Origin of the sequence: Kribbella sp. NBC_01510 (assembly GCF_045040325.1) — a bacterium.
In the GTDB taxonomy this organism is placed as follows: domain Bacteria; phylum Actinomycetota; class Actinomycetes; order Propionibacteriales; family Kribbellaceae; genus Kribbella.
The window spans coordinates 1,342,750-1,366,839 of record NZ_CP109418.1 but is presented as its reverse complement, the minus strand read 5'-3'; the positions used below and the strand labels follow the sequence as shown (position 1 = coordinate 1,366,839).

25 protein-coding genes are annotated in these 24,090 nt (G+C 69.1%); 13 read left to right on the top strand and 12 right to left on the bottom strand.

All coding sequences use genetic code 11. The features are described from left to right. Positions 1 to 30: 30 nt before the first annotated feature. On the bottom strand, positions 31 to 1,245 hold the full coding sequence (locus OG558_RS06775; protein WP_405069434.1) for an MFS transporter: 1,215 nt from the start codon (positions 1,243 to 1,245) through the stop codon (positions 31 to 33). Between the two features lie 163 nt (positions 1,246 to 1,408). Here OG558_RS06775 and OG558_RS06770 point away from each other — a divergent pair, with 163 nt between their 5' ends. From OG558_RS06770 to OG558_RS06745, 6 genes are all read left to right on the top strand, one after another. Further along, positions 1,409 to 1,852 (top strand): SRPBCC domain-containing protein, encoded by a 444-nt coding sequence (locus OG558_RS06770; RefSeq protein WP_329482297.1) that lies wholly within the window; start codon positions 1,409 to 1,411, stop codon positions 1,850 to 1,852. Between the two features lie 93 nt (positions 1,853 to 1,945). Continuing rightward, on the top strand, positions 1,946 to 2,188 hold the full coding sequence (locus OG558_RS06765; protein ID WP_405072119.1) for a putative quinol monooxygenase: 243 nt from the start codon (positions 1,946 to 1,948) through the stop codon (positions 2,186 to 2,188). Between the two features lie 104 nt (positions 2,189 to 2,292). Then, a complete protein-coding gene (locus OG558_RS06760) occupies positions 2,293 to 3,444 on the top strand; it encodes an alpha-hydroxy-acid oxidizing protein (protein WP_329482294.1) in 1,152 nt (383 codons plus the stop codon). Continuing rightward, positions 3,441 to 4,085 carry an HAD family hydrolase gene (locus OG558_RS06755; RefSeq protein WP_405069433.1) on the top strand — a complete coding sequence of 215 codons (645 nt, stop codon included), beginning with the start codon at positions 3,441 to 3,443 and terminating at the stop codon, positions 4,083 to 4,085. Before OG558_RS06760 ends, OG558_RS06755 begins: the two co-directional genes overlap by 4 nt. A 119-nt stretch (positions 4,086 to 4,204) precedes the next feature. After that, positions 4,205 to 5,356, top strand: a complete 1,152-nt coding sequence (locus OG558_RS06750) for a serine hydrolase domain-containing protein (RefSeq protein ID WP_405069432.1) — start codon at positions 4,205 to 4,207, stop codon at positions 5,354 to 5,356. Next, on the top strand, positions 5,346 to 6,098 hold the full coding sequence (locus tag OG558_RS06745; protein ID WP_405069431.1) for an alpha/beta fold hydrolase: 753 nt from the start codon (positions 5,346 to 5,348) through the stop codon (positions 6,096 to 6,098). The genes OG558_RS06750 and OG558_RS06745 overlap by 11 nt, the downstream gene beginning before the upstream one ends. Here the strand turns inward: OG558_RS06745 and OG558_RS06740 are convergent. Together OG558_RS06740 and OG558_RS06735 are read right to left on the bottom strand one after the other, a co-directional pair. Next, positions 6,091 to 7,170 (bottom strand): 2-oxoacid:ferredoxin oxidoreductase subunit beta, encoded by a 1,080-nt coding sequence (locus tag OG558_RS06740; RefSeq protein ID WP_329482290.1) that lies wholly within the window; start codon positions 7,168 to 7,170, stop codon positions 6,091 to 6,093. The two genes, OG558_RS06745 and OG558_RS06740, sit on opposite strands and share 8 nt — an antisense overlap. Further along, entirely contained in the window at positions 7,167 to 9,167 is a 2,001-nt protein-coding gene (locus tag OG558_RS06735; protein WP_405069430.1) for a 2-oxoacid:acceptor oxidoreductase subunit alpha, read from the bottom strand. The genes OG558_RS06740 and OG558_RS06735 overlap by 4 nt, the downstream gene beginning before the upstream one ends. Before the next feature lie 272 nt (positions 9,168 to 9,439). On the opposite strand from OG558_RS06735, the gene OG558_RS06730 reads away from it, so the two are divergent. Together OG558_RS06730 and OG558_RS06725 are read left to right on the top strand one after the other, a co-directional pair. Beyond that, positions 9,440 to 10,258 (top strand): hypothetical protein, encoded by an 819-nt coding sequence (locus tag OG558_RS06730; RefSeq protein ID WP_405069429.1) that lies wholly within the window; start codon positions 9,440 to 9,442, stop codon positions 10,256 to 10,258. 10 nt (positions 10,259 to 10,268) lie between these two features. Continuing rightward, positions 10,269 to 10,625, top strand: coding sequence for an NADH-quinone oxidoreductase subunit A (locus tag OG558_RS06725; RefSeq protein ID WP_329482287.1), 357 nt, complete (start codon positions 10,269 to 10,271; stop codon positions 10,623 to 10,625). Between the two features lie 165 nt (positions 10,626 to 10,790). Here the strand turns inward: OG558_RS06725 and OG558_RS06720 are convergent, their stop codons facing one another. After that, the gene (locus tag OG558_RS06720; protein ID WP_405069428.1) at positions 10,791 to 11,690 is read right to left on the bottom strand and encodes an ornithine cyclodeaminase family protein; all 900 of its coding nucleotides are present in this window, start codon (positions 11,688 to 11,690) and stop codon (positions 10,791 to 10,793) included. Positions 11,691 to 11,754: 64 nt separating this feature from the next. Between OG558_RS06720 and OG558_RS06715 the strand changes: the two genes are divergently transcribed. Both OG558_RS06715 and OG558_RS06710 read left to right on the top strand, forming a co-directional pair. Then, entirely contained in the window at positions 11,755 to 13,104 is a 1,350-nt protein-coding gene (locus OG558_RS06715; RefSeq protein ID WP_405069427.1) for a serine hydrolase domain-containing protein, read from the top strand. Between the two features lie 180 nt (positions 13,105 to 13,284). Beyond that, complete coding sequence (locus OG558_RS06710) at positions 13,285 to 13,605, top strand: hypothetical protein (RefSeq protein ID WP_405069426.1); 321 nt, start codon at positions 13,285 to 13,287, stop codon at positions 13,603 to 13,605. A gap of 131 nt (positions 13,606 to 13,736) precedes the next feature. On the opposite strand, the gene OG558_RS06705 is transcribed toward OG558_RS06710, so the two are convergent. The 7 genes from OG558_RS06705 to OG558_RS06675 form a co-directional block, all read right to left on the bottom strand. Continuing rightward, the gene (locus OG558_RS06705; RefSeq protein ID WP_405069425.1) at positions 13,737 to 16,658 is read right to left on the bottom strand and encodes an AAA family ATPase; all 2,922 of its coding nucleotides are present in this window, start codon (positions 16,656 to 16,658) and stop codon (positions 13,737 to 13,739) included. Positions 16,659 to 16,771: 113 nt separating this feature from the next. Further along, a complete protein-coding gene (locus tag OG558_RS06700) occupies positions 16,772 to 16,933 on the bottom strand; it encodes a hypothetical protein (RefSeq protein ID WP_405069423.1) in 162 nt (53 codons plus the stop codon). 13 nt (positions 16,934 to 16,946) lie between these two features. Then, positions 16,947 to 17,075: a hypothetical protein gene (locus tag OG558_RS06695; RefSeq protein ID WP_405069422.1), complete on the bottom strand. Its 129-nt coding sequence runs from the start codon at positions 17,073 to 17,075 to the stop codon at positions 16,947 to 16,949. A 229-nt stretch (positions 17,076 to 17,304) separates the two neighbouring features. Then, positions 17,305 to 17,463, bottom strand: coding sequence for a hypothetical protein (locus OG558_RS06690; RefSeq protein WP_329482280.1), 159 nt, complete (start codon positions 17,461 to 17,463; stop codon positions 17,305 to 17,307). 1,447 nt (positions 17,464 to 18,910) lie between these two features. After that, entirely contained in the window at positions 18,911 to 19,621 is a 711-nt protein-coding gene (locus OG558_RS06685) for a GntR family transcriptional regulator (protein WP_405069421.1), read from the bottom strand. Next, complete coding sequence (locus OG558_RS06680) at positions 19,618 to 20,133, bottom strand: cysteine hydrolase family protein (protein WP_405069420.1); 516 nt, start codon at positions 20,131 to 20,133, stop codon at positions 19,618 to 19,620. The genes OG558_RS06685 and OG558_RS06680 overlap by 4 nt, the downstream gene beginning before the upstream one ends. Beyond that, positions 20,133 to 21,590, bottom strand: coding sequence for a purine-cytosine permease family protein (locus tag OG558_RS06675; protein ID WP_405069419.1), 1,458 nt, complete (start codon positions 21,588 to 21,590; stop codon positions 20,133 to 20,135). The genes OG558_RS06680 and OG558_RS06675 overlap by 1 nt, the downstream gene beginning before the upstream one ends. Positions 21,591 to 21,672: 82 nt before the next feature. Between OG558_RS06675 and OG558_RS06670 the strand changes: the two genes are divergently transcribed. From OG558_RS06670 to OG558_RS06660, 3 genes are read left to right on the top strand one after another with little or no spacing between them, the layout of a single operon-like run. After that, positions 21,673 to 22,518, top strand: coding sequence for an alpha/beta fold hydrolase (locus OG558_RS06670; protein WP_405069418.1), 846 nt, complete (start codon positions 21,673 to 21,675; stop codon positions 22,516 to 22,518). Positions 22,519 to 22,522: 4 nt separating this feature from the next. Continuing rightward, positions 22,523 to 23,080 carry an NADH-quinone oxidoreductase subunit B family protein gene (locus tag OG558_RS06665; protein WP_329482275.1) on the top strand — a complete coding sequence of 186 codons (558 nt, stop codon included), beginning with the start codon at positions 22,523 to 22,525 and terminating at the stop codon, positions 23,078 to 23,080. After that, the gene (locus OG558_RS06660) at positions 23,077 to 23,769 is read left to right on the top strand and encodes an NADH-quinone oxidoreductase subunit C (RefSeq protein ID WP_405069417.1); all 693 of its coding nucleotides are present in this window, start codon (positions 23,077 to 23,079) and stop codon (positions 23,767 to 23,769) included. The genes OG558_RS06665 and OG558_RS06660 overlap by 4 nt, the downstream gene beginning before the upstream one ends. Before the next feature lie 91 nt (positions 23,770 to 23,860). Here the strand turns inward: OG558_RS06660 and OG558_RS06655 are convergent, their stop codons facing one another. Next, complete coding sequence (locus tag OG558_RS06655) at positions 23,861 to 24,082, bottom strand: antitoxin (RefSeq protein ID WP_405069416.1); 222 nt, start codon at positions 24,080 to 24,082, stop codon at positions 23,861 to 23,863. Positions 24,083 to 24,090: the final 8 nt, after the last annotated feature.

The following is a 24,090-nucleotide window of genomic DNA, read 5'->3' as shown; positions in this document are numbered from 1 at the left end:
GATCTAACCAAGTGGGCGGTGATCAGGTGGTCAGGCGACGGCCTGGTCGACCCCTGAGTTCCGCACGATCCGTCGATCCATCAACCCGGAGATGAGCGCCAGCGCCAGCCCGGCGACGGCCAGTACGGCGCCCAGCCGGCTCGGCCACTCGTAGCCGAAGCCGGCGGCCAGCACGAGGCCGCCGAGCCAGGCACCGAGGGCGTTCGCGATGTTGAGCGTCGAGTGGTTTAGTGAGGCAGCCAGCGACTGGCCTCCGTGCGCGACATCCATCAAGCGGGTCTGCAACGCCGGGACCAGGATGCTCGCGGAGAAGCCCATCGCGAACACCCCGATCAGCGCACCCGGCTTGGTCTGCGCCAGCCAGCCCAACGTTCCGAGGACGACGGCCACCGCGATCAGGCCGCCGTACAGGCTCGGCATCAGGGCGCGGTCGGCCAGGCGGCCGCCGACCACGGTGCCGCAGGTCATGCCCACGCCGTACGCGGCCAGCACGACGGTGACCGCGGACTCGGAGAAACCGGCCAGCTCCGTCATCGTCGGGGTGATGTAGGAGTAGGTGGCGAACATGCCGCCGAAGCCGACCATGCCGACCAGCAGGGCCATCCACACCTGCGGCCGGGCCAGCGCACTGAGCTCGCTGCGGATGTTGACGTCGCTGCCGACCGGCTGCGGCGCGACCCAGAACCACACCGCCACCAGCGTGAGCAGTCCGAGGCCGCCGACCGTGAGGAACGGTGCCTGCCAGCCGAGCCGCTGGCCCATCAGAGTGGTGAGCGGTACGCCGATGATGTTGGCGACCGGGAGTCCGACCATCGTCATCGAGACCGCCCAGGCCCGCCGGTTGGCCGGCACCAGCGTCGTGCCGACCACCGTGCCGATCCCGAAGAACGCGCCGTGCGGCAGGCCGGTCAGGAAGCGCGCGGCCATCAGGAACTCGTAGCTCGAGGCAACGGCCGAGAGCAGGTTGCCGAGCACGAACACCGCCATCAGCCCCAGCAGCAACCGCTTCCGCCCGGTCCGCGCGCCGAGTGCCGCGATCACCGGTGCGCCGACCACGACCCCCAGCGCGTACGCCGAGATGACGTGACCGGCGGTCGGGATCGAGATGTGCACGCCGTCCGCGATCTGCGGCAGCAACCCCATCGTGACGAACTCGGTGGTTCCGATCGCGAAACCACCGGTCGCCAGCGCGAAGAACGCCAAGCCGACGTGGCGCGCGGTAGTCGTGCGAGTGTCAGGAGTCACCGAGTTTTTCACGGCTGATTGTCGCATCCAACCGCATTCCCGGACGATCGGACAACCATCGCGGCTGCTCAAACATTGGCGTGGCGGCGTCGGAGCGAGACGCTGAACTCGCAAGGGATCCCCGCAGTCGCGGAGTCCCGGCCGTCACGTCAGGAGCCGCCGTATGAAGACCATCCATCACGTACTCGACATCGATGGGCCGGTGGACTCGGTGTGGAGTGCGCTCACCGAAGGCCCGCGCCTCGCGTCGTGGTGGTCGACGCGCGTGGAGACGGCGCCGGCAGCGCTCGGCGTTCAGGCTCACTGGACGTTCAGCGGCGACTTCAACCCCATCATGCAGGTGACTGAGATCGTGCCGCGTTCCGCGGTGTCCTGGCGGTGCATCGGTGGACATGACAACTGGCAGGACAACGACTTCCGCTTCCAACTCGTTCCACTCGAGTCCGACCGCACCCGGCTGCGGTTCTGGCAGGAGTACGCAACCGAGCTCTCCGACGACGACTACGGCATCTACAACTTCAACTGGGGCTACTACCTCGAGAGCTTGCGGCTCCTGTGCACCCGCGGCCGCGGCCGACCTTACGTCCCCAGCGCCGGACCGACGTAGCACCCCGCACCATCCGAAGGAGATCCTGATGCCCATTTACCAGACCGCGCACTACGAGTCCGGGCCGACGCCGTTGATCGTGTCAAGGCTGCGATCACCGAGTTTGTCCGCTACGTCACGGACAATGAGCCAGGCAGCCGCCTGTACGCGGCGTGGCAGGAGGTCGATGATCCGACCAAGTTCGTTCATCTGTTCATCTTCGAGGACGAGGCGGCCCATGAGGCTCACAGTCGATCTGACGCAGTCGCCGCGTTCGAGGCTGTCTACACGCCCGAGTTGACGGCCGGCCCTGTCGTCTTCACGGACTACGACCTCGTCGCAGCCACCATGAGATAGGCGCGGTTGCGCTGTGCGCACGTTGTTCGTCTGGCTGTGCGGTCTGGTCGACTTGGCCGGGATGGCGTGGTTGAGGTCGCGAGGTGGGCGTGGGAGCATCCGGCATGGCCAACTTTGGGGACTACCAGTTGCAGATCTACCTGCAGGGGATGTTGCAGGGGATCCGGCCGGAGATCACAACCGACCTGGCCCGGCTGGAGTCGCAGGCGGCCGGCAAGCTTCCGGTGGAGGCGATGGGGTACATCGTTCCGAGCGCGGGGAGTGGCGCTACGGCACGAGCCAACCAGGTGGCGTTCGATCGGTGGCGGCTGGTGCCCCGGATGCTTCGCGGCAGCACCGAGCGCGACCTGTCCTGCACCATCCTCGGTACGGCGATGCCCGCCCCGGTGGTGGTCGCACCGATCGGCGTCCAGACGCTGGCGCATCCGGACGGCGAACTCGCGACGGCCCGGGCCGCCGACACCCTAGGCCTGACCTACACGCACTCGACCCAGGCGAGTCACGCGATCGAGCAGATCGAGGCCGGCAGCAAATGGTTCCAGCTCTACTACCCGACCGACCGGGACGTCTGCCTCAGCTTCCTCCAGCGTGCCAAGGCCGGCGGGTACGGCGTACTCGTCGTCACGCTCGACACCGGAACGATCGGGTGGCGGCCGTCCGACCTGGACCGCGGGTTCCTGCCGTTCCTCAAGGGTGAAGGGCTGGCGAACTACTTCAGCGACCCGGCCTTCCAGGCGAAGCTGGTCAAGCCGGTCGCCGAGGACCCGGGTGCCGCGGTGATGCACTGGGCGCAGATGTTCCCGAACGTCGGCCTGGCCTGGGACGACCTGTCGTTCCTGCGCGACAACTGGGACGGCCCGATCGTGCTGAAGGGGATCACCGCGGTCGAGGACGCCAAGCTCGCGGCCGAGCACGGCGTGGACGGCATCGTGGTCTCGAACCACGGTGGCCGCCAGGTGGACGGCGCGGTCGCGTCGCTGGATGCGTTGCCCGCGATCGCGGATGCGGTGGGCGAGCAACTGACGGTCCTCTTCGACTCCGGCGTACGCACTGGCGCCGATGCCGCCAAGGCGCTCGCGCTCGGTGCCAAAGCGGTGCTGCTCGGACGTCCGCTGCTCTACGGCCTGGCGCTGGCCGGGCAGGCGGGTGTCGAGCATGTACTGCGATGCTTCCTGGCCGAGCTCGACCTGACGCTGGCGCTGGCCGGGTACGCGAACCATCGTGAGCTCAACCGCGACTCGGTGGTCCGGGCGTGAAGGCGGTCATCTTCGACCTGGACAACACGCTGTTCGACCACACCGCGTCGGCGACGTACGCGATCCGCACCTGGATCCCCGAGCTCGGTGGCACGCCGTCGGACGAACTGGTCGCGCAGTGGTTCGTGATCGAGGACCGCGTTTACCCCCAGTGGCTGGCCGGTGCGCTCACCCACCAGGGCCAGCGGCGCGCCCGGCTGCGGGACTTTCTGCCGCTCCTCGGCCATCCGGTCCCGCCGACCGACGCGGAGCTGGATCAGCTGTTCACGGGCTACCTGCGCCACTACCGGGGCAGCTGGACCGCGTTCCCGGACGCCCGGCCCGCGCTGGAAGTTGCCCGGGGCAACGGTTGGCGGATCGGCGTGCTGACCAACGGGAGTACGACGCAGCAGAACGCGAAGCTGGCCGCGATCGGGCTGGCCGAGCTGGTCGACGTGGTCTGTACGTCGGAGTCGCTCGGCGCCGGCAAGCCGGCGCCCGAGGCGTATCTGAAGACCTGCGAGGCCCTCGGCACCGAGCCCGCGGACACTCTGATGATCGGCGACAACCTCGAGCTCGATGTCGTGGCGGCGCGGGCCGTGGGGCTGTCCGCGCGGCATCTCGATCGGCCGGCCGGGATCACTCTCCTGCAGTTGCTTTGACGCCGTCCACGAGCAGACGGATCAGGCGGTTGGCGCGAGCGGATGCCGGGGTGACGGTTGTCGTGTAGCGACCATTTCAGATATCTTCTTGTCTGAAGTAGACGTTACAAGGAGGTTCGATGGAGCGCGTCACAGCGGTGGCCCGGCGGTACGTCGACGCGGGCCGGTGCCCGGGGACGATCACGGTGGTCGCCCGGCGGGACGAGGTGGTCTGCTTCGACGCGTACGGGCGTTCCGACGTGGAGCGGGACCGGCCGATGCGAGCGGACACCATCTTCCGGATCTACTCGATGACCAAGCCGATCGTCAGCCTCGGCCTGATGCAGTTGTACGAGGAAGGGCTGTTCCAGCTCGACGATCCGGTGGTGAAGTTCCTGCCCGCGCTCGGTCGCCCGAAGGTGTACGACGACGATGGCTTGCGGGAGTCGGGTCGCGAGATGACGGTGCGGGATCTGTTGATGCACATGTCGGGGCTCGCGGCGTCGAACGGCAAGCATCCGGTCAGCCTGCTGTATCAGGAGGCCGGGCTGACCGGCATGGATTCGGACGCGGCGCTGTCGGAGCTCCCGGCCCGACTGGCCGGGCTGCCGCTGCAGGCGGATCCGGGGTCGCGCTGGATCTACGGGATCTCCACCGATCTGGTGGGACTGTTGTGCGAGGTGATCAGCGGGCTGCCGCTGGATCGCTATCTGCAGACCAGGATCTTCGAGCCGCTCGGAATGACGGACACCGGGTTTTCGGTGCCTGAGGCAAGCATCTCCCGGTTCGCCGCGAGCTATGCGTACGACGACGGTGGGTTCAAGCTCGCCGATGATCCGCTGACGAGTGCCTACACCCGGCCGCGGTCGTTCCTGTCCGGGGTCGCCGGGCTGGTGTCGACGGCGGGGGACTACCTGCGGTTCGCCCGGATGCTGGCCGGCGGCGGTTCGCTCGACGGGGTCCGGATCATCGGGCCGCGGACGCTGCGCTTCATGACCATGAACCACTTGCCGGGCGGTCAGGATCTCGCGGCGTTCGCAGACTTCGGCGGCGAGACGAAGCGGGCGGGCCAGGGGTTCGGGCTCGGCTTCGGGGTGTTGCTCGATCCGGTGGTGGCGCAGACGATCGGCACACCCGGCGAGTACTTCTGGGGTGGCGCGGCCTCGACCGCCTTTTTCGTGTCACCCGAGGATGAGCTGATCGTCATCTTCCTGACCCAGTTGCGGCCGTCTGCCAGTTATCCCGTTCGCCGTGAACTGAGAGCCGCCGTCTATGCCTCACTTGCGGACTGACGACGGCTGTCGGCTCTGGTCCGAGGTGAGCGGCGACGGCCCACCCGTCGTCCTCGTCCACGGCGGCCCCGGCTGGTGGGATGTGTTCCACGACCTCGCACTCCCTGGGTTCACTCTTCACCGCTGGGACCAGCGCGGCGCCGGCCGCTCAGACCGCCGCGGTCCCTACACCCTGACCCGCTTCGTCGAAGACCTCGAGACAATCCGCCGCACCACCGGCCACGAGCAGGTCGCACTCATCGGCCACTCCTGGGGAGCCGCCCTCGCCCTCCAGTACGCCGCAGCGCACCTCGACCACCTCACCCATCTGATCCTGGTCTCGAGCACCGGCCTCGACGGCACACCGCCGACGTACCGCGTCCGCGTCGCCGAGATGCTCGCGCACATCCCATCCGACGACCCCTGGATCGCCCGTATTTCAACGGGTTTCGCCGACCGCGAGACCGCCCTCGACCACGCCCGCCAACTCAACACCCCCCGCTTCGAGCCCAACCAGGAGTGCGCCGACGCCCTACTCGCCGAGCTCCGCGCACTACCCGAGAGAGCAGCAGCCTGTCGGCGGATCGCCGTACCCACGCTGCTGATCCACGGCGCCGAGGACCTCCGTCCGCCGTACGTCACGGACAGCCTCCTCGAAGCGCTGCCGAACGCAGAACGGGTAGTGCTCGACGGTGTCGCGCACTACCCGTGGGTGGAAGACCCGGACGGCTTTCAGAAAGTCGTCCGAGCCTTCATCAGTTGACGGTCCAGGTGTCGGCGCCGGTGACCAGAGCCTGCAGATCGCCGGTGCCCTGGGCTTCCTGGGCGGTGGTGATCTGCTGGCGGACCAGGTCGTCGTACGCCGGGCGCTCGACCGAGCGGAAGACGCCGATCGGCGCGCGGTGCAGGACGCCGGCGTCGGTCAGCCGGGACAGGGCGAACGCGTACGCCGGGTCCTCGGTGTGGGCATCGTGGATGACGAGGTCCGCCTCGCCACCGGGCAGGTCCGCGACCTCGCGGACGGCCAGTGAGGCGAAACCGTCGCGGACCACGCCGAGCCGCCCGTCCTTGCCGAACCGGATCGGCTCACCGTGCACGAGCGGGATGATCGCGTCGTCCCGGGTCTCGGGGTCCTTGAACGCCTCGAATGCGTTGTCGTTGAAGATCGGGCAGTTCTGGTAGATCTCCACGAACGACGTTCCGCGGTGTTCGGCGGCCGCCCGTAGCACCGACGTGAGGTGCTTGCGGTCGGAGTCGACCGTGCGGGCCACGAACGTCGCCTCCGCCCCGAGCGCCAGCGAGACCGGGTTGAACGGGTTGTCCACCGAGCCCATCGGCGTCGACTTCGTCACCTTGCCCGGCTCCGAGGTCGGCGAGTACTGGCCCTTGGTCAGGCCGTAGATCCGGTTGTTGAACAGCAGGATCTTCATGTTCACGTTGCGGCGCAGAGTGTGGATCAGGTGGTTGCCACCGATCGACAGCGCGTCGCCGTCACCGGTGACGACCCACACGCTGAGGTCCGGCCGCGACACCGCCAGCCCGGTCGCGATCGCCGGCGCGCGGCCGTGGATCGAGTGCATGCCGTACGTCGACAGGTAGTACGGGAACCGGGACGAGCAGCCGATACCGGACACCATCGCGACGTTCTCGCGCTTGATCCCGAGCTCGGGCAGGAAGCCCTGGAAGGCCGCGAGTACGGCGTAGTCCCCGCAGCCCGGGCACCAGCGGACCTCCTGGTCCGACACGTACTCCTTGCGGTTCTGCGGCTCGGTCGCCGCCGGGACGCCCTTCAGACCTCCGGGCAGACCCGGCAGGCCGAGATCGACCGTACTCATCGTGCTCCCTCCGGGTGGTGCAACTGGCCGTTGGACCGGCCGTTCGGCTCCGTGTGCAGTGCTTCGCCATGGGTCAGGCTGGCCGCGGCCTCGCCCAGGTGCCGGGCGTCGTCGTCGATGCCCTCGGTCTCCTCGACCAGGTTGCCGATCACCTCGGCCAGCTCGGCCGCGCCGAGCGGCATACCCCGGACCTGCGCGTACGAGACCACGTCGACCAGGTACTTCGACCGCAGCAGCATCGCCAGCTGGCCCAGGTTCATCTCCGGCACCAGGACCTTCTCGTACGACTTCAGCAGGTCGCCGAGGTTCGACGGGAACGGATTCAGGTGCCGCAGATGGGCCTGCGCGACCTTGCCGCCGACCTTACGGACCCGGCGGACACCGGCACCGATCGGGCCGTACGTCGAACCCCACCCGAGCACCAGCACCTTCGCCGTACCGTCGGGGTCGTCGACCTCGATCGGCGGGATGGAGCGGGCGATGCCGTCCACCTTCGCCTGCCGGGTGCGGACCATCAGGTCGTGGTTGGCCGGGTCGTAGGAGATGTTGCCGGTCTTGTCCTCCTTCTCCAGACCACCGATCCGGTGATCCAGGCCCGCCGTACCGGGGATCGCCCAGGCGCGGGCCAGGGTCTCCGGGTCGCGCAGGTAGGGGAGGTACGCCGGCTCGCCCTTGGCATCGGTCGAGTTCGGCTCGAGGGTGAAGTTCGGGTCGATCGTCGGCAGGTCCTCGATCACCGGGACCTTCCACGGCTCGGAACCGTTGGCCAGATAGCCGTCGGACAGCACGATCACCGGCGTGCGGTAGGCGACTGCGATCCGGGCCGCCTCGATCGCGATCGCGAAGCAGTCCGCGGGGGACTGGGCCGCGACGACCGGCAGCGGCGCCTCGCCGTTGCGGCCGAACATCACCTGCAGCAGGTCGGCCTGCTCGGTCTTGGTCGGCATCCCGGTCGAGGGACCGGCGCGCTGGATGTCGCAGACGACCAGCGGCAGCTCCAGCATCACGCCGAGACCGATCGTCTCGGACTTCAGGCTGATGCCCGGGCCGGACGACGTGGTCACGCCGAGCGCACCACCGAACGACGCGCCCAGGGCCGCGCCGACACCGGCGATCTCGTCCTCGGCCTGGATCGTGGTGACGTTGAACCGCTTGAGCTTGGACAGCTCGTGCAGCACGTCGGAGGCCGGGGTGATCGGGTAGGCGCCGAGCACCAGCGGCAGGCCGGCCCGCTGGGCGCCCGCCACCAGGCCGTACGCCAGCGCGAGGTTGCCGGAGATGTTCCGGTAGGTGCCGGTGGCCATGTGGGCCGGCTTCACCTCGTACCGGACCGAGAACTCCTCGGCGGTCTCACCGAAGTTGTAGCCCGCGCGGAAGGCCGCGATGTTCGCGTCCCGGATGGCCGGCTTCGACGCGAACTTGGTCTCCAGGAACGTGATCGTCGACTCGACCGGCCGCTGGAACAGCCAGGACACCAGGCCGAGGGCGTACATGTTCTTCGCCCGGGACGCGTCCTTGCGGGTCAGGCCGAACTCCTTGACCGACTCCACGGTCATGCCGGTCAGGTTCAGCGGTACGACGTGGTAGCCGTCGAGCTCGCCGGTCTCCAGCGGGTTCTCGTCGTACCCGATCCGCTTCAGGTTGCGGGCGGTGAAGTCGGCGGTGTCGACGATCAGGGTGGCGCCGCGCGGGACGTCGCGCAGGTTCGCCTTGAGGGCCGCGGGGTTCATCGCGATCAGCACATCGGGCGCATCACCAGGCGTCAGGATGTCGTGGTCGGCGAAGTGGAGCTGGAACGACGACACGCCCGGCAGGGTTCCGGCTGGTGCCCGGATCTCTGCTGGGAAGTTGGGCAACGTCGACAGGTCATTGCCGAACGACGCCGTTTCCGCTGTGAACCTGTCCCCCGTGAGCTGCATCCCGTCGCCGGAGTCGCCGGCGAAGCGGATCACCACGCGGTCGAGCTGCTTGACCTCGATGGTCACTGTTCTGTTCATCTCCAAGTCGAAGCTTGGGTCGGCCTACCGCTTCGTGGGCGGCACGTCGATCCCCCCGTCCAGGGCGATAACCCCAATATTAGTTCGCCCTTAGAACAGAACCATGCGGAAGCCCCGGTGGTCCACAGCCTGGGACGCAGTGTTAGGGGACCGCATCCGTCGGGTACGGCGAAATCCTCCAGTGTCACACTGCGGAGCCGTTCGTTTGCGATCCGCAGTGAGAACCGGCAGGGTGTCGTCATCACGTTGTGATCCACCCGCTGGGAGTCTCCATGGGCCGTCGCCGTTTCCGTGTTCTCGCCGGACTGCTGACCGTCGCGGTGGTCGGCTGTGCCGCTCCGATCGCACCGGCAGGCAGCGCGCTGAGTCTCGGCAGTACGGCGTCCGCGGTGGCCCCGGCGTCGGTGGCCGCCCCCGCGCGGACCGCGAAGATCTCCAGCATCCGGACGACGGACTCGACCAAGGGCGTGATCACGGTGATCGGCACGCTGTCGCCGGCGCCGAAGGCGGGCACGCGGATCCCGCTGCACCAGTGGATCCCGTCCGCTCGCCGATGGCAGGAAGTCGCGCATGGCTACTCGTCCGGCGGCAGAGTGACGATCAAGACGGTGCAGCCGGGGTCGGTCCGGACGTATCGCATCGCGATCGGGGCACGGGCGCCGTACCCGGCGGCCCTCTCGCCGATGATCAGCTTCAAGCACTACGTATGGCGCGGGATCTTCAAGAAGGGGCTGCTGGCCACGGGCGGGCAGGGGCGGCCGCAGTTCACCGTCATCCCGCCGAACGAAGGACCCCGGCGGGCCGAGGCCGATGTGCTCGCGGACAAGGGTGGCTATGTCTGGGGCGACGTGGACTCGACCGGTTGCAGCTACGTGCGGAACTGGCTGGGCAACCTGACCGACGGCACCGCGCGGGTGTCGCTGCACAACCAGACCTTGGCGATGACCTCGGTGCTGATGAAGCAGGAGACCGAGACCTGGCTCAACTACCAGATCCTCGGCGTGACCCGGCTGCGCCTGCAGGTCGCGGACGTCCGCTCGGGCTACGGCCCATACGTCGCGGTCGACTCGATCATGCTCTGCACCAACTAAGCTGCTGCTCGTGTCGGAGAGCTATGGCGTCGTCCTCGCGGTGGTCGCGCTCGGCCTGGTCGGGCTGATCGGCGCCTTCGCGCTGAACAAGGCGCTCACCGTCACCTATCCGACCGAGGGCAAACTCAAGACCTACGAGTCGGGCGTCGACCCGGTCGGCGAGGGCTGGGCGCAGGTCCACATCCGCTACTACCTCTTCGCCTACCTCTACGTGATCTTCGCCGTCGACGCCGTGTACCTCTTTCCCTGGGCCACCATCTTCGTCACCCTCGGCTTCGCCACGCTGATCGAGATGTTCGTCTTCATCGCCTTCGTCGCGGTCGGCCTCCTCTACGCCTACCGCAAGGGCGTCCTCCGCTGGACCTGACCGCGAGCGAGGCTGCGCCCGCTCGGTCATCCGGGCACGGGTGGGTGCGGCGGGTGCGGTGCAGCTCGACAGGATGTGTCCGGGGGGCGAGGCGGTTTCCCTGCGTGCTGAGGCGTGATGTGGCCGGCAGTGGGCGTATACGTCCTGTCGAGCTGCACGCAGTCGCTAAGCGCGGGCGAGGGCTGCGGCGATGGCCCAGTCCTGGGGACCTACGCCTACGGATTTGAAGACTGTGCGGCCGGTTGGGACCGGCGGGTTGGCGAGGGCTGGGCCTAGCTCGACCAGGTCTGAGGTTTGCAGGGCGCCTGACGTGACCGCGTCGATGATCTCGCCGGACTCTTCCAGGGCTGCTACGCGTTGGTCGACCAGGACTGTGGACGCGGTGGCGAGGAGGTCGCGGGGGAGTTCGCGCATGGTCGGGCGGAAGGCGCCGATCGCGTTGACGTGGACGCGGTCAGGGAGGGCGTCGGCGGTGAAGAGTGGAGTGGCTGTCGACGTGGCACAGCAGATGATGTCCGTGTCCGCGATCGCGTCGTCGATGCTCGTGCTCGGGGTGAACTTGACGTCCGGGAACTCGTCGGCCAGCTCCTGGCCGAGGGCGGCGGCACGGTCGGCCGACCGTCCGGTGACGGTGACGACGGCGATCCGTCGTACGGCGAGAACCGCGCGGATCTGGTCGGGGGCCTGAGCGCCCGTCCCGATCAGCGTGAGGCGGGTCGCGTCCGCGGGGGCGAGGAGGTCGGTGGCGACACCGACAACGGCGCCGGTCCGCAGGGTGGTGATCGAGCTCCCATCGGCGACGAGCTGCTCACCGGCGCCGGTCCAGATCACGGTCGCCCGGATCGCCGGCACCTGGTCGAGCGCGATGCCGATCTTCTTCACCACCGCGGTCCCGGTCGGCGTGTGGTACGCCGACATCACCAGCACCCTCCCGTCACCGAAGATCTGCCGTGCCGGCAACACGAAGTTCCCCGCCGCGAGCTCCCGGAACGCGTCCCGTACGGCGTCGATCGCCGTACTCATCGAGACGGTACGACGGACATCCTCAGCGGACAGAACTCTCATCGGCCCGAGGCTACCCTGGGTCGCGCCACGGGGATCGATGAACGACCACTCGAGGAGTGACATCGTGCAGAGCTGGCTCGACGAGAATCTCGCCCGGTTGATCGACAAGCATGACGTCCCGGCCGCCTCGATCGCCGTCCTGGCCGACGGCGAGGTGAGTGCGACGGCCGCGGGGATCCTGAACCTGAACACCGGCGTCGAGGCGACCACCGACGCGATCTTCCAGGTCGGCTCGATCACCAAGTTGTGGACGACCACGCTGATCATGCAATTGGTTGCCGAGGGCAAGATTGAGCTGGACCGGCCGGTCCGGGGCTACCTGCCGGAGTTCAAACTCGCGGACGAGGCGGCGGCCGCGTCGATCACGCCGCGGCATCTGCTGACGCACACGGCCGGTTTCTCGGGCGACGCGTTCACGCCGACGTCCCGCGGTGACGACGCTGTCGAGCTGTTCGTCCGCGACGTGCTGCCCGGCCTGGCCCAGGAGGTTCCGCCAGGTGCCGGATTCTCCTACAACAACTCGGGCTTCGTCGTCCTCGGGCGGATCGCCGAGGTGCTGCGCGAGAAGCCGTTTCATGAGCTGGTCCGCGAACGCATCGGCGTACCTCTGGAGCTGCAGTGCCTGGCCACGATCCCGGACGAGGCGCTGCTGTACCGTGCCGCGGTCGGACATGTCAGGCCGACTCCGGATGCGCCGCTGCAGGCCGCGCCGGTGTGGAGTCTCGTGCATGCGATGGCCCCGGCCGGTTCGCTGCTGGCGATGAGCGCGCGCGACCTGATCACGTTCGGCCGTGCCTATCTGGATGCGACGCTGCTCGACCGGGCCGCCATCGATCGCCTGTGGGAACCGCAGGTCGACGTGCCGCCGACCGGCGAGATGGCCGATCAGTGGGGTCTCGGCTGGATGATCTTCACGCTCGACGGCGGCCCGGTCTACGGTCACGACGGCGGCACCATCGGCCAGTCCGCGTTCTTCCGTCTCGTCCCGGACAAGGGCGTGGCCGTCGCGCTGCTCACCAATGGCGGCAATACCGCGGCGCTGTACGACGAACTGGTCGGGCACATCTTGCGGGAGACCGCGGGGATCGAGTTGCCGGCCCGGCCGGTGCCGCCCACCGAGCCGGTCGAGATCTCGGCCGACCTCGTGACCGGTCGGTATGACGGCGTCCTGGCCAGGGCTACCGTCAGCGTCGAGGACGGTGAGTTCTGGCTGCTGGACGAGGCTGTCAGCGACGCGGCGAAGGTACTGCTACCGGAACCCCGGCGGACCCGGCTCGTGCCATTGGACGAATCACGGTTGATCACTGCCGAACCCGGGAATGGAGTACATGAAGTGCTGGCGTTCAGGGAACCAAAGGATGGTCGCGCGGCGTATCTGTTTCGCGGCGGCCGCCTCACGCCGCGTGGTGACTGAAGGTAGTTGCGCCCGCTCTCCCGGACTTGTTGCCCGATCACCCTTTGTGATTGCAATTGGCAACAAACGTGAGTTTGAATCGCCCGGGATAACGGAATGCGCACAGCCGGTCGCCAAGCGGTCAGTCCGGGTCTATGGTGATTACACGGGGGAACGAAGTGAGTACGGGGCGGTGAGGCTATGTCGTGGCAACTGTGGGTGTTGATCGCACTCGCGGCGACCGGTTTGGTACTGCTGGCCGTCGCGCGAATGCGGCACGCTCGCCACGTCTTCAATGACATCACTCGGCTCGACGGGTCGACGCACGGCAGTCAGCCCGGCGCGGGGAGACCACCCGGCCTCGCCGGCTTGACCAGTCTTGCGGGCCGGCCTGGGTTCGCCGGCCGAATCGCGCTGGCCGGCCGGAATGGGTTGCCCGGCGACGAGCTGGCGCAGGCCCGGGCCCGTCGGCTCGATCCTGGCGATGAACAGGCTCACGGCACGCGCCGGAAGCACGGCTAGACAGACTCAAGATCGCCCGGTCCCCACCCGGGTTCCGCCCAGAGCCGCTCATGTTCGGTGGCCCGCACAGCGCCGAACGTGAGCGGCCCGAGGCCGGCCAGCCCGGCCGCCGACGCGGCCACGCAGGCTGCCTACTGGTCCTTGTCGAGAAGGCCGTCGCGACGGGCGACCGCCGCGGCTTCGGTGCGGGAGCGGACGCCGAGCTTGGCGAGGATGTTGGAGACGTGCACGCTGACCGTCTTCTCGCTGATGTACAGCTCCCGGGCCAACTGCCGGTTGGTCCGCCCTTCGGCAAGCAGCGCCAGTACTTCGGTCTCCCGCGACGTCAGCGCACCCGCGCCACCGGTGTCGACGCCACCGATCTCGTCCAGCAACGGCTTGGCGCCCAGTTCACGCCCGACCTCGGCGGCCAGCGCCGCCTGCTCGTTCGCCTCCGCGACCCGCCCGGCCGCGCGCAACGCGGCCGACAACCGCACCCGCGACCACGCCTGCTCGAAGGTGTACCCGTACCCGAAGGCGTCCACGGTCCGCTCCCACGCGGAGACATGGTCCGCAGGCGTCGGCGCATCGACCCCGGCCAGCCACCGCAGTCGCTCCCACTCCGACTCGAGCCGCGCGAGCCAGGCCAGCCCTTCGACGCCCATCAGCCGCCCCGGCGGCAGACCCTTCTCCGCTGTCGTCTGTCCATCGGCGAGCAACGCGGCACCGCGCGAGACGAGCTCCGCGGCAGACGATGGCTCGCCGACGGCCCGATGGCACAGGATCTGCATCCCGAGCGCGGCGAACCGGATCCGCGCCAGGAACCATTCCGCCTGGAAGACGTCGGCACACAGCGCCGAGACGTCCGCGATGAGCTTTCCCGCTTCGGCCGGGTGACCCAGCTGCAGGTAGGCGTCCACGGCCGGCTGCAGCCCGATGATCGGCAGCATCACGTCGAGGTCCCACCACTTGCGCAGCCGCTCGAGCTCCTCCGCGACCGCCGTGTCGCCGCGCCCACTCCGGACGGCGAACTCGACCGCTCGCAGCGCCGCCGTCGAGGCCGCAGGTGTCATCGAGTCGGTCCGAGCGGTCGCGGTCGCCTCGTCCCATTCCCCGAGCATGAACTGGGTCAGCGCCAGCATCCGGCGCGCGTCGAATCCGTACACGGCCCATTGCCGCCCGAGCTCACCGGCTCGCTTCATCGCGAACGACAGCACGGACTTCGCGTTGAGCAGATCCCCCTGCTCGTAATGCGTCGACCCGAGCAGGAACCGGCTCCGCACCTCGGCGGCCGGGTCCCCGACGAGTTGCGCCCGGATCGCGGCCTCCTCCAACTGCTTGGCGGCGGTCTCCGGATCACCGGCCCGGCGGCGTAGCTGGGCGAGTGTGATGCCGGCGTCGCCGGCCGCGGACTCCTGTCCGGCCTCCCGGGCGATCTCCAGCGCCTTGTGGGCCCAGCGCTCGGCCTCCATCGGCCGGCCCAGCGCGTCGGACACCCGTGCGTACAGCGAGGCGACCTGGGCTTTGAAGACGGTGGACGGCTCGTCGTGCACCAGCTTGAGCGCCTGCGAAACCGCCTCGTTGGCCTCCTGGTCCTGGTCGATGATCAACGCGATGTCCGCGAGCGGCAGCAACAGCTGGGCTCGTTGCAGCTTCGGCGCGTCCGGGGGCAGGTCCGCGAGCGCCTTCCGGAGCAGCTTGAGCGCCCGCAGGTGCTGCGAGGACAGCGTGGCCGCCAGCGCGGTGTCGACGATCAACCAGGTCTTGTCGATGGTGTTGTCCGGCGACGCGTTCGGGAACAGCTCGAGGGCCATCTCGTAGTGCTTCAGCCCCTCCTGCGGGGCGGCGACGGAGATGGCTTCCTGGCCGGCCCGCACCCGCGCCTCGAACGCGGTCGCCAGGTCGTGCGACCGGGTGGCGTGACCGGCCAGCTCAGCCGCCGTACCCGCGACGGTCTGGTTCTTCAGCGCCTGCACGTACGCCGCGTGCTGGCGGACTCGCTCACCCGGCAGGAGGTCGTCGTACACGGCCTCGGCGAGCAGGGCGTGGCGGAAGTAGTACCGATCGCTGGTCGGTACGTCGATGATGTGGGCGTCGATCAGCTCCCGCAGCGCGTCGTCGAGCTGGCGGTCGGGCAGGTCCGCGACCGCGGTGAGCAGATCGTGCGGGACGCGCCGGCCCGCGACCGCGATCACCCGGGCCAGCTGCCGGGCGTCGTCGGACAGCGGATCGAGCCGGACCAGCAGCAGATCTGCCAGATCCGGCGGTACGCAGTCGCCGTCGCCCATCGAGGCCGCGGCGGCCAGCTCCTCGGTGAAGAACGCGTTCCCACCGGCGCGGTCGAGGATGCGCCGTACTTCGGTCTCCGAGAGCGGCTCGCTGAGCAGCGAGTTCAGCAGGACGCGGGACTCGTCGGCGTCCAGGGGGAGCAGGTTGACCCGGCGCACCCGGGGGTTGCGGGACCACTCGGCGATCGGGCGGCGCAACGGGTGCCGGCGGTGCAGGTCGTCGCTGCGGTACGAGACCACCAGAGTCAGGCGCTGCGAGGTGAGCCGGGTGATCAGGAAACCGATGAGGTCCCGGGTCGAGTCGTCGGCCCAGTGGGCGTCCTCGATGATCACCAGGAGCGGCTCGCTGGTGGACAGCGCGGTGAACGCGCCGAGGACGGCGTCGAACAGCGCGGCCCGGTCGAGCTGGCCCTCCTGCGGCGCCGGCTGGGCGCCGATCAGGCGGTGGGTGGGCAGCAGCCGCCCGATCGCCGGGAAGTTGGTCAGCACGCTCTCGACCAGGTCCGGCCGGTCGCCGGCCAGGCGGCCGAACATCTCGGTGAACGGCAGGTACGGCAGGCCGGCGTCGCCGAAGTCGGTGCAGTGCCCGACCAGGACGCCGAAGCCTCGCTCGTGAGCGCCGGTCGCCACCTCGTCCAGCAGCCGGGTCTTGCCGACGCCGGCGTCACCGGACAGCAGAACGGCGCCGGCGCGACGCGTTCTGGCGTCGTCCACGGCGCTCAGCAGTGCGGCGAGCTCGGTCGAGCGGCCGACGAGAGGTGTCGAAGTCCAGGGCACGTCGTCCATTTTCGCCCCTGGCGCCGACACAAATCGACGGCATCCCGTCCGGTGAGCCTTCGCGGACGTGAAAACGCCGTCCCTGATCGCAACTTCCGGATCAGGGACGGCGGTCCCGGCGGTCATGCCGCCGTGGTGTATCGGTCGGCCGGGCGGGCGAGCCCCGGCTCAGGCCGCTCGGCCTGCGCCGCGCGTGCCCGGCGGCTCGTCGTGCGGAACTCGCGCTTGGTCCGCTCGAGCTTGTAGGCGGTCTCCGCCTTGATCGACTGAGGTGTCATGAACATGGTGTGCCTCCCTTCAGGCTTTCCGGCCGAACAGGTGGACGAGGTTCCGGCGGGTCGGGGTGGTCCGGTGCTGCCGGTAGTCACGGGCGAGGCGCTGCCTGCGGTAGTCGACCTCTGCCTTGACCGATTCGTTGGTGAACATCTGCTGTTCCTCCTGGTCTCTCGCCGGCTTCCTGCCGACACCCTCAATCTGCTCGTCTGAGGTAGCCCCGCACATCGGAACTCCTCCCTATCCCCGGACCTCAGCCGCCCTTAGGTGCCCTAGGTACTGCGTAAGTGGTGTCTAGGGAGCCTGGAAATGAGGGCGGCGCGACCGGCTCGAGGGAGCCGGTCGCGCCGCGGGGTGGGGATCTGCGGGGGCGCTCGCGCGGTCACATCGCGGGACGTGCGCGGAGCTCGGGCGCGCAGGGCACGGGGATCTGCGGCTTGGGCTTGCGCTGGAACCAGGCCGGGCGCTGGAAATCGCGCCGGATACGGTCCTGCCGGTAGCGGATCTCTGCCTGGAGTGAGTCGGTCGAGTGGAAGAACATGCTGATCTCCTCCGGGAGCTTGTCGATGAGAAGACAGTGCGCGCCTGAGGAGGACCCCCACATCGGCACATATCCCTATGCCCCCGGCAACAACCGCCTTAGACCGCCTACGGACCACCCCACGCGCCACTCCGCGCGGCTCCCACCCCACCCGACGGTCCTTCCGGGCTACCGCCTCAGCACTTGCGAGCTGCCACCCCACGACGACCGCCTCGTAGTGAGGTGTGCCGTGCATGGTCGAACTCACTCATCAACGGCTTTCCTGTCGTTTCCGTGGGTGCCCGGGGACCAACCCAACCCAGCGGACACCACTGCGCCAGCCCCGGTCGCCGGTCGCCGCCACCCGGCCGCCCGACAGCCCCGCCCGACAGCCCCCGGCTGCCCCGCCCGGCTGCCCCGCCCGGCTGCCTCGCCCGACAGCCCCGCCCGGCTGTCCGACAGTCCCGCCTGGCCACCCCCGCCCGGCCGCCTGGCTGCCCCGGCCGGGCTGGCTTGGTCGGTCACTTTGTGCACCAGATCCGTACGGCGCCGGCCCTCCGGGTACGGATCTGGTGCACAAAGTCGATCTCTGCTGTGGCCGAAACCGGTTCGGTCAGGGTCCGGGCTCGAGTCCGCGGTGCTGGCACACTCACCAAGCAAGGCGGTCCTGCCCCGGTCACGCCCGGATCCGGGCCGGCGGTGAGCTGACGGTTGGGGTTGGTGAGTGTCTCGGGTCCGCACCCGAACCGATCCCCGCAACAGCGGCGTCGACACCGCCAAGATCGGGCAGCCACCGAGACGCCACAACGCCGGGACAACGCCTCGGCTCGGGGGTTCTCCCCTTGGACGCCCGCAAACGCCCCGGCGCGCGTTCGGATATCGGCTCCACCGTCCAAGGCGCCGTTGGGCGGGCGGGGGCGCGGACATCAGGTCGGGGCTTGGGACACCTCGTGACCTGTCCCCGGTCCCGACCTGGTGTCCCATGTCCCTGCTCCGGCCCGAAATCCCCGCCCACCACTCACCGCTCACCGCCCGCCACCGCGCACCGTCCGTCCGCCGCCCGCCGCCCGTCGCCCGCCGCCGTCCGCCGCCCGCGCCCGCGCGCCCACCGCCCGCCCGCCGTCCGCCGTCCGCCGCCGTCCGCCGCCCCCGCTCGCCGCCGATCGCTGGCGCCGGCTGGTGGTGGTTGTCGTTCCGCCTGGGTGTGCATCAGTCGAGCGTCGCGGCGGCGGCTCGGTGCTTGATCGGTGGACAACGCCAGGCGGGCCCGAGACCCACGGAAACGACAGGACGGCCTCATGAACGAGTAGGGGGCACCACGAGGCGGTCGATCGCGGGCGGCAGCCCGTATGGTGCCCGCGGCAGCCGGCAAGGGTGCACCGGCGATAAGCCGGGGGCGGGTGGGAGCGCGCGTGACTGCCGCGAAGAGGAGCGGAGCGACCAGAGGTGGCTGCGCAGCGCGCGGGGGCTAGGTGCCGTAGGAGAGGCTTAGTTCGTAGTGTTCGGGGTCCAGGAGTTCGTCGGCGTACTCGGCGAAGCGGTCGTCGGCGGTCCAGCTGGTGCGGGTGGTGTGCAGGAACCAGGTTCCCTCCGGACGGCGGAGGAGCTCGGCTTCACCAAGGCTCAGTGGGCGGCCACGGAGTCGTTGCTCACAGTGGTCGAGGTAGAGCCCGGCGCGGTTCAGGGTGGTGCTGATCGAGCCGTTGTCCAGGCCGCGTCCGGGCAGGTCGCGCAGCGCGTCCAGCGCCGGGATCCGGCTGCGTTCGAGCGAGATCGCCGTACCGTCGGTGAGTTGCCGGACCCGCTCGATCACGATCACGTCGGGGGACTCGAGTCCGGCCCGGTCGGCCAGGTCGGGATCCTGCGCGAGCGCGATCCGCACGGTCCGCATCCGGGTCTCCACGCCCTGCTCGGACAGTGCATGGGTCCAGCCGAGCCGCCCGTCCAGCGGCCGCCCGTCGAACAGTACGAACGACCCCTTGCCGGTGCGCGTCGTGATCAGGTCGTCCTCGGCCAGTACGGCGAGCGCGGCGCGAACCGTGTTCCGGCTGACCGAGAACCGCCGTGCCAGCTCGACCTCCCCGGGCAGTTGCGCACCACGCCGTACGACGCCCGACCGGATCTCCCGGGCCAGCACCGCCGCCACCCGCTCGTGCTTCAACGAGATCCGGCGCATCATCGCAACTGGTCGACGCTGACGATCTCCAGCATCGGTGCGTACAGCCGCATGATGTCGATCGCCTTGCGATGGTTGTCGTCGGTGGATCCGGCGCACGCCTCTTCGACCACTTGCACGTGGACGCCGGCGTCGACCGCGGCCAGGGCCGTGCTGATCACGCAGCAGTCCGTGGCCACGCCACCCAGGACCAGCCGCCCGTCCGACCGGGCCGCCAGCTCGGGACCCCAGGCGCTGAAAGTGGTCTTGTCCAGCGTTGGAGCGCCCTTGAACTCGTCGACGAGCTGGTAGTCGTCCGCGTCCGGCGGCTGCAGGGCGAACGGGAACGCTTCGTAGTACGGCGCCCAGGCACCGGTCGGTTTCTCCGGGGCCACGAAGCGGGTGAAGACGAAGTGCGGTGCGAAGAGCTCGATCAGCGCCTTGGTCGGCTCGATCACCCGGTCGAAGCCCGGGGTGGCCCAGCCGGAGTCCGGGTCGGCGAAGATCCGCTGCAGGTCGATGAGCGCGAGCACCATCAGGCGATCGTCTCCTGCTGACGTACGGCGGCCGCCCCGGCGAACCGCTGCACGACGAAGCCGGCCACCAGCGCGACCAGGACACCGAGGTTGGCGAAGGCCCAGTCGCCGACCTTGCCGCCGAGACCGAACGGGCCGAGCAGGTAGCCCTGCCAGGTCAGCCAGGACGCGAACGTGTTCGTGACCAGACCCCAACCGATGCCGGTGGCAACGATCATGGTGAGCACCGGCAGCCACCGGATGTCGCCGTACCGGCCGATGGGGGTGTAGAGGTCGTCGTCGGTGTAGTCGCGGCGGCGGGTCGCGATGTCGGCGAGCATGATGCCGCACCAGGCCGCGATCGGGACGCCGAGCGTGATCAGGAAGCCCTGGAACTGGGCGAGGAACTCACCGCCGTAGAACACCACGTAGATGGTCCCGGCGATCATCACCAGGCCGTCGATGAAGGCCGCGACGTACCGCGGCACCGGCAGGCCGAGCGACAGCAGAGCCAGGCCGGACGAGTAGATGTCCAGCACCGCGCCGCCGACCAGGCCCAGCACCGCGACGATCACGAACGGCACCAGGAACCAGGTCGGCAGGGCCTCCGCCAGCGCGCCGATCGGGTCGGCTGCGATCGCTTTGCTCAGGTCCTCCGACGAGCCCGCGAGCAGCAGACCGAAGACGAGCAGTACGACGGGGGCCACCGCGCCACCGAACGTCGTCCAGCCGACCACGCCGGGGCTCGACGACCGGCGCGGAAGATACCGGGAGTAGTCCGCGGCCGCGTTCACCCAGCCGAGCCCGAAGCCCGTCATCAGGAAGACCAACGCGCCGATGACCTGCTGTGCCGATCCGCTCGGCAGCGCTGACACGGTGCTCCAGTGGATCTGGTCGGCGACCAGAATGATGTAGACGACCGTCAGTACGCCGGTGACCACGGTGATCACGGTCTGCGCCCGCATGATCAGGTCGAACCCGAGCACGCCACAGGCCACGATCAGTACGCCGACCACGATCAGCGCGACCAGCTTCGTCAGGTCGCCGCCGCCCCAGCCGAGGCGCTCGAAGACGGTGGCGGTCGCCAGCGTCGCGAGGATCGTCAGCACGGTCTCCCAGCCGACGGTCAGCAACCACGAGACCAGCGAAGGCAGTTTGTTGCCGCGGACACCGAACGCCGCCCGGCTGAGCACCATGGTCGGCGCCGATCCGCGCTTGCCGGCCAGCGCGATCAGCCCGCAGAGCAGGAACGAGAAGACGATCCCGATCAGCCCGGCGATCACCGCCTGCCAGAACGAGATCCCGAACGCGAGCGTGAACGCGCCGTAGCTGATGCCGAGCACGGAGACATTCGCCGCGAACCACGGCCAGAACAGCTGCGCCGGCCGGCCCTTCCGTTCGGCCTCCGCGATCACGTTGAGCCCGTTGCTCTCCACCGAGAGCGCGCGGGTCTCCTGCACCTCGAGCCGGTCAGCCATGGTGTCTCCCCACCGGAATGGACCTGTTCAGTCCTGTTCAATCACCGTAAGCCCGGTCCCTCGGGTGGTCAAGAATGAAGACATGCTGAGCAACGTGGTGGACGGATTCCGGCTGGCCTACGACCGAATCGGCGACGGTCCTGCGGTGGTTCTGCTGCACGGGTGGCCCGGTGACCGCACCGACTATCGGGTGCTGGCGCCGATCCTGGCCGAGCGCGGCTTCGAGGTGGTGGTCCCGGATCTGCGCGGATTCGGCTCGTCGGACAGTCAGTCGCTGGATCCTGCGCAGTACGGCGTGGCCGCGCAGGGTCGGAGCGTGGTCGGGCTGGTCGAGGAGCTCGGACTGGACCGTCCGGTGCTGGCCGGGTACGACGTCGGCAGCCGGATCGCGCAGGGGATCGCCCGGAGCCGGCCCGACCTGATCGAGGGCCTGGTGGTCGCGCCGCCGTTGCCGGGGATCGGGAAGCGGGTGTTCTCCGAGCAGGCCCAGGCGGAGTTCTGGTACCAGGCCTTTCACCGGCTGCCGGTGATCGAGGAACTGATCGACGGCAACCTGGAGGCGGTCCGTTCCTATCTGCGGCACTTCTGGACCCACTGGTCCGGGCCGGGGTTCGAGCCGGAGCTGGATCACCTGGTCGAGGTCTACTCGGCGCCGGGTGCGTTCACGGCGTCGATCCAGTGGTACCGGGCGGGTGCGGGGTCGGTCGCGACGTCGGCGGCCGAGACGGCGCCGGCGTCGTACGACCGGATCGCCGTACCGACGGTGGTGCTGTGGCCGGAGTTCGACCCGCTGTTCCCGCGGGCGTGGTCGGACCGGCTGGACGACTTCTTCAGCGATGTCCGGCTGCGGTTCGTCGACGGGGCCGGACACTACGCGCCGCTGGAGTACCCGGAGATCCTCGCGGAGGAGATTGTCGGACTAGGCTGACCATATGTCCGAGACCGAGCTGGGGATGCCGACGGTGCGGCCGGCAGTCGGTGCGCTGGCGAAGCTCGCGCCCGAGCCGGTTCGGTACCTGCTGAACTGGGGCCGCAAGTACTCGCTCTGGGTGTTCAACTTCGGCCTGGCCTGTTGCGCGATCGAGTTCATCGCGGCGTCGATGGGCCGGCACGACTTCATCCGGCTGGGCGTGATCCCGTTCGCGCCCGGGCCGCGGCAGGCCGACCTGATGGTGGTGTCGGGCACCGTGACGGACAAGATGGCGCCCGCGATCAAGCGGCTCTACGACCAGATGCCGGAGCCGAAGTACGTGATCTCGTTCGGCTCCTGCTCGAACTCGGGCGGCCCGTACTGGGACTCGTACTGCGTGACCAAGGGCGTCGACCAGATCATCCCGGTCGACGTGTACGTGCCCGGCTGCCCGCCGCGGCCGGAGGCGTTGCTGCAGGGGATCCTCAAGCTGCAGGAGAAGATCGCCGGCGAGAACATGACGAGCCGGTATGACGAACCGTCCGCCGCGGCGCTGACCCGCGGCCTGGTGACGCCTTGAGCCACGACGCTCTGGATGCGCTGACCACCGCCGGGATCGCCGCGACTGTTGCGGACAGCTTCGGCCCGGTGACGATCGACGTACCCGCGGAGTCCTGGGTGGCGGCGCACGAGGTGTTGCGGGACGCGGTCGGGTTCACGTTCTTCGACTTCCTGAGTGCTGCGGACGAGCTGACCGACGGGTTCCGGGTGGTGTCGCATCTCGCGGACTTCTGGGGCGGCTCGCATGTCGAGCATGTGCTGGTCCGTACGCTGATCCCGCGCGACAAGCCGGTGCTGGCGACGCTCTCGGAGGTGTACGCCGGTGCGAACTGGCACGAGCGCGAGACCTTCGAGATGTTCGGCGTCACCTTCGAGGGCCACCCCAACCTGATCCCGCTGCTGCTTCCCGACGGCTTCGAGGGCAACCCGCTCCGCAAGGAGTTCATCCTCGCCTCCCGCGTCGCCAAACCCTGGCCCGGCGCCAAGGAACCCGGCGAATCCGACCACGCCCCCGCCGGCGCCCCCAGCCGCCGCCGCACCCTCCCACCCGGCGTCCCCGACCCCGAAACCTGGGGACCCCGACCACCCGGCTCCCCCGACCCGGACCCCTTGGCGCCGGCCCAAGCAGCCGCCACCCCGGCCCGACCACGCCGAGCCGGAGCAGAACGCCGTACCCGCCAACAGGCGGACCCACCACCTCAGGAGTGAGGTCAGGTCTGGTCGAGCCGCTCCAGCGGCTGGCCGGTCAGGTCGGCGATCAGCTCGAAGTCCTTGTCCAGGTGCAAGCCACCGGTAGGAGTCACGACCAGGCCTGGTCCATGACGTCTGAGTCGCCCAGATCGCGGAACATGTCGGAGAAGCTGCGCATGTCGGCAGTGGTTACCGGAACGTCCGAACGCCCGGCATCCTGGCTGAGTTGCCGTCGCAAGTATTCATTCCGTGACAAGCCCAGATGGCTGGCCCGATGGTCGATCACGGCGATAACGTCCTCCGGAACGTCGCGGATCAATATGTCGCTCATGGCTTCAC

What these genes read in the sequence shown, in the direction of transcription:
- OG558_RS06770 (WP_329482297.1), top strand. Translation starts at nt 1,409, where the DNA reads ATGAAGACCATCCATCACGTACTCGACATCGATGGGCCGGTGGACTCG.
- OG558_RS06760 (WP_329482294.1), top strand. Translation starts at nt 2,293, where the DNA reads ATGGCCAACTTTGGGGACTACCAGTTGCAGATCTACCTGCAGGGGATG.
- OG558_RS06750 (WP_405069432.1), top strand. Translation starts at nt 4,205, where the DNA reads ATGGAGCGCGTCACAGCGGTGGCCCGGCGGTACGTCGACGCGGGCCGG.
- OG558_RS06740 (WP_329482290.1), bottom strand. Translation starts at nt 7,170, where the DNA reads ATGAGTACGGTCGATCTCGGCCTGCCGGGTCTGCCCGGAGGTCTGAAG.
- OG558_RS06735 (WP_405069430.1), bottom strand. Translation starts at nt 9,167, where the DNA reads ATGAACAGAACAGTGACCATCGAGGTCAAGCAGCTCGACCGCGTGGTG.
- OG558_RS06730 (WP_405069429.1), top strand. Translation starts at nt 9,440, where the DNA reads ATGGGCCGTCGCCGTTTCCGTGTTCTCGCCGGACTGCTGACCGTCGCG.
- OG558_RS06720 (WP_405069428.1), bottom strand. Translation starts at nt 11,690, where the DNA reads ATGAGAGTTCTGTCCGCTGAGGATGTCCGTCGTACCGTCTCGATGAGT.
- OG558_RS06710 (WP_405069426.1), top strand. Translation starts at nt 13,285, where the DNA reads ATGTCGTGGCAACTGTGGGTGTTGATCGCACTCGCGGCGACCGGTTTG.
- OG558_RS06705 (WP_405069425.1), bottom strand. Translation starts at nt 16,658, where the DNA reads ATGGACGACGTGCCCTGGACTTCGACACCTCTCGTCGGCCGCTCGACC.
- OG558_RS06700 (WP_405069423.1), bottom strand. Translation starts at nt 16,933, where the DNA reads ATGTTCATGACACCTCAGTCGATCAAGGCGGAGACCGCCTACAAGCTC.
- OG558_RS06695 (WP_405069422.1), bottom strand. Translation starts at nt 17,075, where the DNA reads ATGTTCACCAACGAATCGGTCAAGGCAGAGGTCGACTACCGCAGGCAG.
- OG558_RS06690 (WP_329482280.1), bottom strand. Translation starts at nt 17,463, where the DNA reads ATGTTCTTCCACTCGACCGACTCACTCCAGGCAGAGATCCGCTACCGG.
- OG558_RS06685 (WP_405069421.1), bottom strand. Translation starts at nt 19,621, where the DNA reads ATGATGCGCCGGATCTCGTTGAAGCACGAGCGGGTGGCGGCGGTGCTG.
- OG558_RS06680 (WP_405069420.1), bottom strand. Translation starts at nt 20,133, where the DNA reads ATGGTGCTCGCGCTCATCGACCTGCAGCGGATCTTCGCCGACCCGGAC.
- OG558_RS06675 (WP_405069419.1), bottom strand. Translation starts at nt 21,590, where the DNA reads ATGGCTGACCGGCTCGAGGTGCAGGAGACCCGCGCGCTCTCGGTGGAG.
- OG558_RS06670 (WP_405069418.1), top strand. Translation starts at nt 21,673, where the DNA reads ATGCTGAGCAACGTGGTGGACGGATTCCGGCTGGCCTACGACCGAATC.
- OG558_RS06665 (WP_329482275.1), top strand. Translation starts at nt 22,523, where the DNA reads ATGTCCGAGACCGAGCTGGGGATGCCGACGGTGCGGCCGGCAGTCGGT.
- OG558_RS06655 (WP_405069416.1), bottom strand. Translation starts at nt 24,082, where the DNA reads ATGAGCGACATATTGATCCGCGACGTTCCGGAGGACGTTATCGCCGTG.